This window comes from Stenotrophomonas maltophilia complex sp. Om-AH-Sm3 (assembly GCF_059337855.1).
The window spans coordinates 45776-58757 of the sequence record NZ_JBYBLQ010000011.1 but is presented as its reverse complement, the minus strand read 5'-3'; the positions used below and the strand labels follow the sequence as shown (position 1 = coordinate 58757).

The window sequence follows — 12982 nt, the reverse complement described above, 5'->3', positions numbered from 1 at the left end:
TCACGTGAGCCGCTCCCTGCTGCCTCCCCTCAATGCGCTGCGCGCGTTCGAAGCCACTGCCCGCCTTGGCGGCGTCGGGCGCGCCGCACAGGACCTGCACGTCACCCACGGCGCGGTCAGCCGACAACTGAAGCTGCTGGAGGATCACCTCGGCCTGGCGCTGTTCCAGCGTGCCGGTCGCGGCCTGCGCCTGACCGCTGCGGGCACGCGCCTGCAGGCAGCGTGCAGCGAGGCCTTCGCCGGGATCGAAGGCTGCGTGCGCGAGCTGCGGCGGCCCGCGGCCTCCCCAGCACTGGTACTGGGCTGCAGCGGCAGCGTACTGGCACGCTGGATGATTCCGCGCCTGCCCGTGCTGCAGGCCGCCCTGCCCGGCGTGCGCCTGCAATGGTCAGCGCTGGATGGCAGCTTCACCGAGGCACAGGCGGCACTGGATGCGGTATTGCTGCTGGCGCAGGGGCCGTGGCCCCGCGGCTGGCAGGTGCGTGAGCTGGCCCCGGAACGGGTCGGCGTGGTGGTGGCCCCCTCGCATCCGGCCGCGCAGCGCCTGCGGCATGTACCGCCCTCGGCGCTGCTGCAGGAAACGCTGCTGCACACCAGCTCACGGCCGCAGGCGTGGCCGGCGTGGGCGCAGGCGCACGCTCTGGACCCCGCGAAGCTGCAGCTGGGTACGGCCTTCGAGCATCTGTACTACCTGCTGGAGGCAGCGGTGGCCGGGCTGGGTCCGGCGATCGCACCCGAGCCACTGGTGGCCGAGGACCTGGCCGCCGGGCGACTGGTCGCGCCGTGGGGGTTTGCCGCCACCGGTGGTTTCTGGGTGCTGGCGCGACCGGACGGACCACCTGATGCGCGCGTGGATGCGCTCGCCGACTGGCTGGGCCAGCAACTCCGCTGACAACAAAAAGGGGACGGAGGGGATTAAGTCGCAAGTGGCACAAACGACTTAATTCCCTCCGTCCCCTTTTTTCAGCTGGCGGTCGGTGTGGCCAGGCGCTGCTGCAGGTCTTCGCGCAGGCGCGACAGCTCGACTTCGGCCTGCTGCCGCTGCTGCATCCCTTCGCGATGGATGCTGCGCACTTCTTCCACTGTGGCGATCAGCTGGTCGTGCACATGGCGCAGCGTGGCCACGTCGATCACGCCGCGCTGGTTGCTGCGCGCGGTATCCACCGAGGCCTGACGCAGCAGGTCGGCATTGCGACGCATCAGTTCGTTGGTGGCGTCATCGATGGCCGTGGACAGTTCGACCGCAGCCTTCTGTTCGCCCAGCGAGAGCTGGATGGCGAACTGGCGCTTCCACGACGGAATGGTGATGTCGCGGACGGTGTTGAACTTCTCGATCAGCTGCAGTGCGTTGGCCTGGATCAGGCGGATCATCGGCAGCGACTGGTCGGCGGCGTGCTGCATCAGCTGCAGGTCGGACACGCGCTTCTCGATCAACCGGATCGCATTGTCGATCTCGCCCTGGCGGATGCGCTGCTGGGGGTCCTCACTGCCCTGCCCGGCCAGCTGTTCGGCCTGCAGTTCGGCCAGCCGCTGCTTGCCCGCTGCCGCATACAGTCCGAGCGCACGACGTTCTTCGCGGACGATATCGTGCATGCGGTCGAACTCCCCCACGCGCTTGCCCATCAACGCCTGCTGCACGCCGACGTCGGCCAGCAGCTGTTCGATCTGCGCATTGGTGTCGCTGAACTTCTGCACCAGCTCGTCCTTGGAGGCGCGCATGCGATCAATCAGGCCACCGATCACCGGCACCTTCGATCGCTGCGCGAAGCCATCCAGCTTCAGGCTGCGCGCGATGCGCACCACTTCGCCCAGCTTCTCGCCACTGGCATCCAGGTCACGATTGCGCACCTGGTCCAGCAACTGGCTGGAGAACGCTGCGGTGCGCGTGGCCGCTTCGCGGCCGAACACCTGCAGGTTGCCCGGGCGCAGATCGTCCAGTTCCAGACGGATCTCGGCGATGCGCGGCAGATCCTCGCGGACCAGCCCAAGCGCCTGCAGTGCACCTTCATCGAGCGCAGTGGCGGTGGTCGTGCCGGGTACGAGGGCACCGGGGGTCTGGCTGTCCTGGGTCATCGGGCAGTCTCCTTGCAGTTGGGTAAGCGGCAGCGGCGGCCGGCTCAAGGCAGTCTAGCCTGAGCCGCGGCCACCTCGTCATCGATCTGTGCGTGCAACGTGGCAGCCTTGCCAGCCAACGCAGCGCCCGCAGCGGCCTGGCCCGCCAGTACAGCCTGCCGCCAGGCCGGCAGCAGCACGTCATGGATGCGCGCGAAGCGTTGCAGCAGCATGTTGTCCTGGTCCTGCAGCAGCTGCCATTGACCGGCTTCCAGGCGGCGCAGCGAGGCCAGCCGGCGAAGATGGTCCAGCCGATGCGACAGCGCGGCCTGACCGGCGCTATCCAGCGTCGTCAGCCGCGACGCAGCCAGTTCGGCCCAGCCGTCCAGCGCCGCGGCCGCCGCGGAATGCTCAACGATGGCCATGGCCCGCAGCTGCATGTGCTGCTGCAGGTGCTGGGCCTGCTCACGCGCCTGCAGGGCCAGTACGCCCAGCTGCGACTGCAGCGCGTGCCCTTCTGCTTCGCGAGCGACATCGCGCCCCAGCAGCCGTCCCCACCAGCCTTCCTGCTGCCGGATCTGCGCCGGGTTGCCGGCCTGCAGGGCCAGCGCGATGCGCGCAAGCGCAGCCACCAAGCGCTCGCCCGCATCCGGTGGCAACGGCGTTTCGCGCCGCGCCAGCGCCTGCAGCAACGGCGCACCATAGTCGGCCAGCGCAGCGACATCGACCGTATCCGGCAGCATCGGTGGCGGCAGTGGCACGCGCGTGGTCACGGCAGCGGCGGCGGCTTCGGCGTGGATGCCGGCATGCCATCGCCGTCTTCCGGTGGCAATGACTCGCCGTAGAAGTGGCGCATCAGCGCCTCATCCAGCGCCCGCTCCTCCGGCGTCGCGGCGCGGCGCACGCGCGCGCGCTGCGCCACCCCAGCGCTCGGCGTGCCCCGCTCGACCTGCTGTCGCGCCCAGCCGGCGAACGCGGCCAGGGTCTGCGACACCTGCACCTGCTGCGCCTGCGATGCCGCCAGCAGCTCCACCAGCGGCGCCAGGCCCGCCTGCAGGTCTTCGGCCAAGGCCGTGGCCGGCACGCCGGGGGCTGCCGCGACCGGCGCCGGCGCAGCGGCCGGACGCGCCTCTGAAAGCCGATGCAGGGCCTCCAGCAGCGCCGGCCACGGCGCCGGGTCCGCAACGGGGATCGCTTCCGGCGCGGGCGATGGCAGCTGCAGCGCGGTGGCGATATCGGCCAGCTGCGCCACCACGCGCCCGCCGACATCGCTGTCGTCGGCACCCATGGCCTTGTTGCGCAGGAAGTCGCGCTTGATCTGCGCCCAGCGCTGCGCCTGCGTGTCATCCAGTACGCCGCGCAGTTCGGCCAGCTTCAACAGGTTCTCTTCGGCGCCGGTGGTCAGCAGCTGCGCCTCGCCCAGGTAGTGGTCGGAGATCAACTGCTGCAGTTCGTCCTCGTTCATCACCGGGGAGATCTTCTCGGCCAGCTTGTTCATGTTGCGGTAGCTGCCCTGCAGGCGGAACGGCGGCTCGGTGCGGTAGCGGTCGTCCTGTGCGGCGCTGGCGATGTACTGCTGGTTGACCCGGTAGACCACGTCGCGCACACGCAGCATGCGCTGCAGGGTGGCGGTGATCTCGTTGATCTCCGCGCTGCTGTAGGCGTGGCTGAGGCTGTTGGTGGAGACCTCCTTGCCCATCGCGCGGTCGACCAGCACATACAGGTCGGCCATGTCGCGCGTGGCCAGCGGCGCCAGCACCGGATTGGAGGTCAGGCTGTTCTCGATGTAGCTGAGGGTGAAGGCGGCCTCCATGCCACCGAGCACGTCACCGAGGTTGTAGATGTCGGCACGGTTGGCCAGCATGTCCGGAATCTTGAACACCTCGCCGGACTCGGTGTACGGGTTGCCGGCCATCACCACGCAGAACTTCTTGCCGCGCATGTCGTAGGTGCGTGTGCGACCGCGCCACACACCCTCGATACGGCGGGTGCCATCGCACAGCGAGATGAACTTCTGCAGGAACTCGGGATGGGTGTGCTGGATGTCGTCCACATACAGCATGGTGTTGTTGCCCATTTCCAGCGCCAGGTTGAGCTTCTCCAGCTCCTGCCGCGAGGTCGCGTCCGGTGCCTGGGCCGGGTCCAGCGAGCGCACCTCGTGGCCCAGCGCCGGGCCGTTGATCTTCATGAAGACCAGGCCCAGCCGGTGCGCCACGTATTCCATCAGCGTGGTCTTGCCATAGCCCGGGGGCGAAATCATCATCAGCAGGCCCATCAGATCGCTGCGCTTGTTCTCGCCGACCGTGCCCATCTGCTTGGCCAGGTTGTCACCGATCACGCCCAGGTAGACATCGTTGATCAGCTTGTTGCGTACGAACGAGGACAGCGGCCGCGCCTTGAACTCGGAAAGCCGCAGGGTCTCGCGCTCGCGACCGATGATGCCCTGGCGCAGCGCCTGGTAGGCATGGAACGCTGGCAGGAAATGACGCAGGTGCCGCTGCAGGCGCGCCAGGAAATCATCCAGCGATACCACCAGCGTGCCATTGCTGATGCGTGCGTGTTCACCCAGCAGGCCATTGACCTCCGCCTGCAGTGCGGCATCGCTGGTACGGGTGCGCAACTGGCGCTGCACCAGCAGCAACGCGGCGGCTTCGTCGACATAGCCGGCATGCTGGGCATGCGCCGGCATCCGCGCCACTGCGCGCAGCCACTGCCCAGCCAATGACCAACGCGTAGCCAGTGGATCCTGGCCGCGCTGCAGGGCACGCTCGACCGCCTCACGCTGCCCCGCCTGCTCCAGCTGCTGGGCCAATGCCTCCAGCAGCGCCACCGCATGGCGGCTGCTGCTGAACACCGGATCGCCCGCCGCCAGTTCTTCGCCCAGATAGGCGGATGCAGCCTCCGCGGCATCGGCATCGAACGGCAACGCGTGGGACTGCGCATACGCCAGCAGCGCCTCGGCCATTTCTGTGCGCAACGCCAGACGCCCTTCGTCGGACCCCAGCAGGCGTGCCAGCGCCTCGGCGCCCACCTGCCGCGCCGGCCATTGCGCCACCGCTTCGCGCCGCTGCTCGGCGGCCCAGAACAGCAACGCCAGCGCACGCACCCGCGGTGCATGGCGCAGGCTGCCGGCCGCCTGCTGCAAAGGCAGTAGCGCACGCAGGATCAGTGCCGCATCGTGGTCATGGATGCCGCGCTCGTAGCCTTCGCGATAGCGTGGTGCGGCAAACGCACGCACGCGCTGATCCAGCGCTTCCGGGTTCGCGACGTCGTGCTGCAGCGCAGCCAGATCGAGGCCGTCGCGCCCCTCCTGCGCGGCCAGCAGCAGGCTGCCGGCCAGGTACTCGCCGCGATACAGCGTGGGCGATTCCGAGTCGAGGGTGACCGGCCAGAACGGCTTGAGTGCGTCCAGCTCCGGGTCGTGCAGGGTCTCCAGGAAGTCGGTGCCGGTCAGATGGATGGCCAACGTATCGCCACGCGGCAACAGGGTCAGGTCCAGTGCCTGCGTATTGACGCTGAAGCGATGGCGCGGGCCCAGCCGCACCACGTTGCCGCCGGCTTCGTACAGGTCACTGCGGTCGCGCAGCTGGCGCACCGCCTGGTCACGCACGCCCTTCAGCCGCGCCTCGATGTCGTCGGCCTTGACGTTGTCGTGCAGCGTGCGCAGGCGCTCGGCCAGCTCACGCAGCTTGAGGATCAGAGGATCGCCGGCAAAGAACGCGTTGAGCTCATCGGCGGTGGCGAAGCGCTCGGTGCGCCTGGCCAGGCCGTCGAGGATCCGATTGGCCGCATCCAGTACCGAACGCGCCTTGCGCTGGCGGTCATCCAGCAAGGCCTGCTTGTGCGTTTCGAAGGCCTCGACCAGCTCTTCGCGCTTGCTCAGGATGTCGCCGAGGAACTGCTCGTGTTCGCCGAACTGGCTCTCCAGATCTTCCAGCTGGACCAGCAGGCGCGACAACTGCTCGTCGGCACGTTCGGGGTCGGTGGCCAGCGCCAGCGCGCTGGTGATCGACTGCGAGAACAGCGCGAACTGGGCGGCGAACTGCGCCACGGCCTCGGCCGAACCGAGTGACCTGCGGCGCTGGTCAGCACGCGCGCGCGCCTGGTTGAGGCGACCGTACAGCACCGAGATCGACTCGACCACGCGGGTGCGGGCAGTGGCATCGTCCACCTTCAGGCCGGCCATCAGCTCGGACAGCATGTCCAGGTCGGACGCCATGCCACGCAGGCCTTCCAACTGCTCGTCCAGCTGGCGCGCCGTCTGTGCCTGCTGCGCGGCATCGTCCAGCGCCTGCAGGCGCGTGGCCAGCGGCGCCAGCGCCTCCTCGCCGGCGAGGAAGTCACCGGTGGCGGCGCCAACACGGTCCTGTGCCTCCACCAGTTCGACGGTCATCGCCTCGATGCGCGCGGTGTCGATGTAGCGCAGCTCGCGGAGGGTCAGCAGCCGCCCGCGCAATGCGGTGATCGCGTTGAGGGCCTCGACGAAGGCCTGCACCTCGCTCCAGTTCTGCGGTTGCAGCCGGCTCAGCAGCGCCTTGTGCGCGGCCTCTGCCTCCACCATCGCCTGCGCCGATTGCTGACGGATCGACTGCACCTTCTCGTACTCGTCCAGCACCGATTCGCCGGTCGCGCTGATCTGCCGCAGCAGCGCCTCGGCGCCATCGCAGGCCGCGTCACCCAGCCAGTGGTGTGCATCAAAGAGGCGCCGCGTATCGGCCACCAAGCGCTGGTAGCGCTGTACCGACACGTCCTGGCCATCGATCTCGCGCGCCAGGTTGAACAGGTTGGAAATGCCGCGCACCAGCTCGGCGTTGCCGATGCGGCCCATGAACGTGTTGCCGGGCGGCCGGTTGGCGGCGAACTCGTCACTGCTGAACGGCGTCTGCCAGACCTGCATCGGATGGATGCGGGTCGGTTCGCTGCCCTCGGCATGGAACAGCACCATGCGCCCGTCCTGCATCAAGGCGTAGCCATGGCCGAACACCGGGTTCTGCAGCACGCGCTGGATGGTGTTGTAGACGAACAGCGCCGAGCGCCCGCCTTCGCGCTCGTAGAAGATGTACAGCACGTCCTCGCCGTTTGGCGAACGGATGCTGCGCTTGAACTGCATGCCGGCCATCGAGGCATCAAATGCCTTGTGCTCGCCGCCCTGCAGGTAATAGCCACCCGGGAAGATCACGCCATGGTCTTCGGGCAGCTGCACGCAGGCCTGCACGATCGCATCATTGCGCACGATGCCGCCGGTCAGCGTGTTGTAGATCAGGCCGCGCCATTCGGTCTCGCGGTACGGCAGCACCTTCAGCAATACCAGCGAGCCGACCCGGGCGAACTCGAACTGGGCGTCGTCCAGCGACTGCGTGCTGTCCTCCACGGGTTCACTGTAGATGCCCTGTCCGGTTTCGGTGTTGTTTTCGACCTTGATGGTGAGGTCGCCACCGGTGGTCTCAACGAACAGGGTGTCGAGGATGTTCAGGTGCGAGTGGCGGCCGTTGACCGCGAGGTCGCGGGTCGCCCGGGTCCATTCGAAGTCGAACGGCGGCGGCAGTGCGATATCGCGCTCACCGCGCGCATCCAGGTAGGTCAGCTCGCCCTCGCGCGACAGCGCCCAGCGGAACACGCGCACGTCGCTGCTGCGCTCGCCGATCTGGAACGAGGCCAGCAGCTTGTCGCCGACCACGATCAGCTGCAGCAGGCGCGCGTGCTTGTAGTAGGCATACAGCTCGTTGAAATCGTGCACGAAGCCGGGCTGGTCGAGGAAGCTGCCCTTCAGCTCGAGCGCAGCGACGTCGTAGCCGTCGTTGCCCTGCACCAGCCGGTACAGGCCGAACACATCTTCGATGCGGGTCTGGGTCTTCAGCCCGATGAATACGTTGTAGCCGAACAGCAGGCGGTCCGGACCCACCTGCACGATGTCACGGCCGACGCAGTTGTTCTCGCTGCGGATGCGGAAACGCCCGACCACCTCCAGGCGGCTGTCGCCGAACTCGGCCAGGCGCTGGCGGTTGAGCGTTTCGGCCAGGCCCTGCAGGCGCTGGCCCTGCTCGGCCAGGCGGCGACGCAGGACTTCGTAGGCACCGCCCTGGGCGACAGCCTGGTCGACGGTGCTACCGCCGGCCTCCGGCGCAGTGGATTCGGCGGACGGATGGGTTTCAGACATCAGCAGGTTTCCGGCTCACGGGCGGACGGCCGCGGTTGCGGCCGGCGCGGGCGGGCGATGGCGGCGGCCATCGCCCGATGCATCAACGGGCGCTGTCGACCACGGTAGCCGACACGGTCGGTACCGCTTCGGCATCCTCGGCGATCTGGCGCGGCGCCGGTTCGGCCACGGCCACGCCCAGGTAGCGCTGCATCAGCTCCTGCACGATCGGGCTCTTGCCGGCGAAGCCTTCGATCGACTTGCCCAGCGACACCGCCTTGACCAGGTTCTCGAACATGCCGCCGTCGCCGCCGACCAGGTCGATATCGGCGTTGCGCAGCGCGCTGGCGATGACATTGGCGTTCTCGCGCGAGACTTCCTTGCCGGCTTCGATCGAGGCCAGCGCCTGCTTCAGGCTGTTGTCCAGCATCATGCGGAACTCTTCATGGCCACGTGCCTGGTCACTCAGCGAGGCGATGGCTTCGAACTTGCGCACCAGGCCCTCGGCCTCGGCCAGCAGCTTCTTCTGCACCACGCCGGCTTCGGCATTGCCCAGCGACTCGGTGGCGGTGGCACGGGCCAGGCCCATCTTTTCCTCGCCCTGTGCCTGCGCCTGCAGGGTCTCGGCCAGCACGCGGGCTTCGTTGCTGCCCTGCTTCAGGCTGGCTTCGGCCTTGGCTTCGATCACGCGGGCCTCGGCAATGCCGACCTTCTCGATGGCCAGCGCCGAAGCTTCACGCACCTGCGCTTCGGCCAGGCCCGGCGCTGCCTGTTCGGCACGCAGGGCATCGGCCAACAGGCGCTTGGCTTCGGCCTGCTTACCGGCCGCTTCATGCTCGGCCTGGGCCAGCGTGGTCAGTTCCACCGCGCGATGCTTTGAAGCGGTCTCGCGCGCCTGCGCTTCCTTGACTTCGCGCACCAGCGCTTCCTGCGCCTTGGCCTCGGCTTCCAGGATCAGCACCTGCTTCTGGCGGTCGGCCTCGGAGACTTCGCGCACTTCCTTGATGCGCTCCTCTTCCTGCGCCACGGTCTTGTCGATGGAGATGCGTTCACGGGTGATGTTGGCCACGTCCATCTTGCCCTGCTCGACCACCTTGTCACGCTCCACGCCCTGCAGCTGCACTTCACGATCGGTGGTGACCTGCTCCAGCTGGCGTGCGCGCTCCACGCGCTCGGCCTCGATGGCCACGGCACGCTGGCGGTTCTGCTCGGCCACTTCCACTTCGCGCAGGCGGTTCTGGTCGCGGATCTCGATCAGCTGCTGCGCTTCGATGCGGGCGTTCTCGGCCAACTGGCGCTGCTCCTCCTGCACCTTGGCGGTCTCGGCCTCCTCGCGTGCGCGGATGGTCTCGATCTCACGCTTCTGCCGTGCTTCGGCTTCGGCCTGCTGGCGTTCCAGGGCCAGCAGCGCTTCGCGCGCTTCCACGTTCTTCTTGGTGATGGCGAGCTTCTCGTTCTGCTCCAGCTCGTTGGTCACCACGTTCTGCGCGGCCGTCAATTCGGTGATCTTGCGGATGCCCTGCGCATCGAGAATGTTGAACTGGTCCAGCAGCGACTTCGGGGTCTGCTCCAGGTAGTCGATCGCCACGTCCTCAAGGACGTAGCCGTTCAGATCATTGCCGATCACCGCGATGATCTCGTCGCGGAACTCCTGGCGCTTCTCGAACAGTTCGGTGAAGTCGAACTTCTTGCCGACCGTCTTCAGCGCTTCGGAGAACTTGGCGTTGAACAGCTCGTCGACGGCATGCTTGTCCGATGCACGGTCGGCACCGATGGCCTTGGCCACGCGCAGGACGTCGGCCTGGGTCTCGTTGACCCGCAGGTAGAACGCCACGGCGATATCGGCACGCATGTTGTCGCGGCAGATCAGGCCTTCCTTGCCGCGGCGGTCGATCTGCAGCGTGATCAGGCTGATCCGCATCAGCTCGGCGCGGTACAGCACCGGGATGATCAGCGCACCGGTGAAGTGCACCTTGGGCGTGGAGCTCATGTCGTTGACGATCAGGGCCACGCCCTGGTCGACCTTGCGGTAGAAGGCCTTGAACAGGCCGGCCAGGCCGAGCAGTGCGACCAGCAGCACGGCTACGCCGATCAGGAAGGGGGCCATGGTTGCCAACGTCATCAGTGATTCTCCTTGTTGCCCGGAAGCAGGTTGTCCTGGAAGTCGAGGGCGACCGCGTCGGCGCGGACCACCCGGTAATGGTGTTGATCAGCCACGTGTTCGACCAGCACGATGCGCTCGCCGCGCTGCAGTTCGATCTCGCTGCGCACCTGCAGCACCAGTCCGGCGCCGCCATCGTCGAAGGTGGCGTGACCGCTGCGGGCATCCACCTTCGGCGAGGCAACCACGCCGGTACGCCCCAGCAGCGAGGCCTGCGCCACCGGGCGCAGGCGCAGCAGGAACCTGCGGACGGGGCGCAGCAGCAGCGCGGTGAACGGCACCGCCGGCAACGGCGCCAGAAGGGCCACGACCGCACCGATGGCCCAGCGCAGCAGGTCCGGCAGTGGCAACAGCACGAACAGATGGACGAAATAGGTGACGATCCAGGCGAAGAAACCCAGCAGCGTCACCACAAGCATGAGGGGAACCCCACCCAGGCCCCAGCGCGCCAGCAGCGCGGACAGTCCCTGCAGCTCATGTGGGTCGCCATGCAGCGCCCCATCGGCGCCGGCATCGCCAAACCCGTCGTCGACCAGGCCGAAGGCCGCCAGTGCCCAATACAGCACCGCCACCGCCAGCACGATGCTGTACGGCAGGGTCGGGAAACCGAACACGACGGTGAGGAACTCCTGCATCGCTTGCCTTCCTGGGCTGTGGGCGGCGGCCGCCCGTTCGGGACGCGCCGGACGCGCCCCGTCGATCCCCGCGCCGGCCCTCATGGCAGGCGCGCTTGGGACCATCCTATGTGAAGAATGCGTGCAGGCTCAAATCCAGGTCCAGATCACGGCAAATAGTGACGACAATCACTCAAGAACCGTGCAATCGGCGCGGCGCACTTCCTCGACGAAAGTACGCATCCTGTAGCCGTCCTTGATGCCCGGCTCCAGTTCGATGCCGCTGGAGACATCCACGCCCCACGGCAGGGTGGCCAGCACCGCGTCGTAGACGTTTTCCGGGTTCAGGCCGCCGGCGAGCAGGAACGGGCGATGCAGGCCGGTCGGGATCCGGCCCCAGTCGAAGGCCACGCCGGTGCCGCCACCGCCGCCCGGGGCATGGCTGTCGAACAGGAAACCGGCGGCGCTGGGATAGCGCAGCTGCAGGGTGCGGGCGTTGATCTCTTCACGCCCGCCCATGGCGATCGCCTTCAGGTAGGGCATGTTGAAGCTGCGGCAGAAGCCCTCGTCTTCCTCGCCGTGGAACTGCAGCAGGGTCGGTCGTACCGTGCGCAGCACCTCGCGCACCTCTTCCTTGCTGTTGTTGCGGAACAGCGCCACCACGTCGACCATGGGCGCGATCGCCTGGCGCATCGCGCGCGCTTCGGCCGGAGCGACCCGGCGGCTGCTTTCACGGGCAAAGATGAAACCCACCGCGTCCACGCCCAGCTCACCGGCCAGGCGGACATCGCCGGCCCGGGTCATGCCACAGAACTTGATGCGTGTGCGGTAGTAGGAGCGGCTCATAGCGTGACCTCGGCGGGCAGGTGCCAGTTGTCGGGGTACAGGGGCCCAAGGAACACCAGGCCCTGCGGCGGTGCGGTGGGACCGGCTACGGTGCGATCGCGCCCGGCCAGCAGTTCGGCGATCCATTCCACCGGCTTCTCGCCACTGCCCACCAGGATCAGCGATCCGACGATATTGCGGACCATGTGATGAAGGAATGCATTGCCCTGCACGGCGACCTCGATCACCTCGCCCTGGCGGCTGACCTGCAGTGACTGCAGCTCACGCCGGGCGTGCAGCGCCTGGCACTGCACCGAACGGAACGCACTGAAGTCGTTCTCACCGAGCAGGGCCTGCCCGGCGGCATGCATCAGGGTCTCGTCCAGCGCGCGGCGCTCCCAGCTCAAGGTCTGCCGGTCCAGCGCGGGCCGCACTTCGCGGTTGAGCAGGCGGTAGCGGTAGCGGCGTGCGCGCGCGGAGAAACGCGCGTGGAAATCCCCGGCCACCGGCACGCACCAGCGCACTGCGATCGAGCGCGGCAGGCGGGTGGTAGTGCCCAGCATCCACGCGCGCGGATCGCGCACCACGTCGGTATCGAAATGCACGACCTGGCACTGGCCGTGCACGCCGGCATCGGTGCGGCCGGCACAGACCACCTGCAGCGGCGAATCGGCCACCGACGACAGGGCCTGCTCAAGGCTGGCCTGCACGCTCGGGCCGCCCTCGCCCAGGTTCTGCCAGCCCCTGAAATCGCTGCCGTCGTACTCGACGCCAAGCGCGTAACGCATGTGCTACCTCAGATATTGCGGGAGGGGCGGCGCTCAGGCCGGATCGCGTTCGGACCACACCGCCAGTTCGTTGCCACCGGGCTCGACGAACTGGAAACGGCTGCCGCCGGGGAAGGAAAACACCGGCCGCACGATCTCACCGCCAGCGTCAAGCACCGCCGTTTCGATCGGTGCCAGCTGGTCAGCGTACAGCACCAGCAGTGGCGCACCGGCATCGCTGGCCCGCAGCGGCTGGCCGCGGAAGAAGCCGCCCTGCAGGCGGCCGTCGTCGAACGCGGTGTAGTCGCTGCCATAGTCTACGAACGACCAGCCGAACGCCTTCTCGAAGAAGGCGCGGCTGGCCGCAGGGTCCGTGGAAGCGAATTCAACGTAGTCGATGCGGCGCTCGCGGCTCATGACGGGGTCC

The 12982-nt window shown here is 67.9% G+C and carries 9 protein-coding genes; 1 reads left to right on the top strand and 8 read right to left on the bottom strand.

Translation table 11 applies throughout. The features are described 5' to 3' along the window. The first annotated feature begins 4 nt into the window (after positions 1–4). Complete coding sequence (locus tag AC10QF_RS14215) at positions 5–892, top strand: LysR family transcriptional regulator (protein ID WP_494542405.1); 888 nt, start codon at positions 5–7, stop codon at positions 890–892. Positions 893–963: 71 nt separating this feature from the next. On the opposite strand, the gene AC10QF_RS14210 is transcribed toward AC10QF_RS14215, so the two are convergent. From AC10QF_RS14210 to AC10QF_RS14175, 8 genes are all read right to left on the bottom strand, one after another. After that, positions 964–2073, bottom strand: a complete 1110-nt coding sequence (locus AC10QF_RS14210; RefSeq protein WP_111178010.1) for a toxic anion resistance protein — start codon at positions 2071–2073, stop codon at positions 964–966. A 44-nt stretch (positions 2074–2117) separates the two neighbouring features. Beyond that, on the bottom strand, positions 2118–2825 hold the full coding sequence (locus AC10QF_RS14205; protein WP_005417958.1) for a hypothetical protein: 708 nt from the start codon (positions 2823–2825) through the stop codon (positions 2118–2120). Next, complete coding sequence (locus AC10QF_RS14200) at positions 2822–8209, bottom strand: DNA repair ATPase (RefSeq protein WP_494542404.1); 5388 nt, start codon at positions 8207–8209, stop codon at positions 2822–2824. Before AC10QF_RS14200 ends, AC10QF_RS14205 begins: the two co-directional genes overlap by 4 nt. 82 nt (positions 8210–8291) lie before the next feature. Then, positions 8292–10310, bottom strand: coding sequence for a hypothetical protein (locus tag AC10QF_RS14195; protein WP_069139581.1), 2019 nt, complete (start codon positions 10308–10310; stop codon positions 8292–8294). Beyond that, a complete protein-coding gene (locus tag AC10QF_RS14190) occupies positions 10310–10984 on the bottom strand; it encodes an OB-fold-containig protein (protein ID WP_065179159.1) in 675 nt (224 codons plus the stop codon). Before AC10QF_RS14190 ends, AC10QF_RS14195 begins: the two co-directional genes overlap by 1 nt. 168 nt (positions 10985–11152) lie before the next feature. Next, positions 11153–11809 (bottom strand): phosphoribosylanthranilate isomerase, encoded by a 657-nt coding sequence (locus tag AC10QF_RS14185; RefSeq protein ID WP_053500245.1) that lies wholly within the window; start codon positions 11807–11809, stop codon positions 11153–11155. Then, positions 11806–12576 carry a tRNA pseudouridine(38-40) synthase TruA gene (gene truA, locus AC10QF_RS14180; RefSeq protein WP_053500246.1) on the bottom strand — a complete coding sequence of 257 codons (771 nt, stop codon included), beginning with the start codon at positions 12574–12576 and terminating at the stop codon, positions 11806–11808. The genes AC10QF_RS14185 and truA overlap by 4 nt, the downstream gene beginning before the upstream one ends. Positions 12577–12609: 33 nt before the next feature. Beyond that, complete coding sequence (locus AC10QF_RS14175) at positions 12610–12972, bottom strand: VOC family protein (RefSeq protein WP_005417973.1); 363 nt, start codon at positions 12970–12972, stop codon at positions 12610–12612. Between the last annotated feature and the right edge of the window lie 10 nt (positions 12973–12982).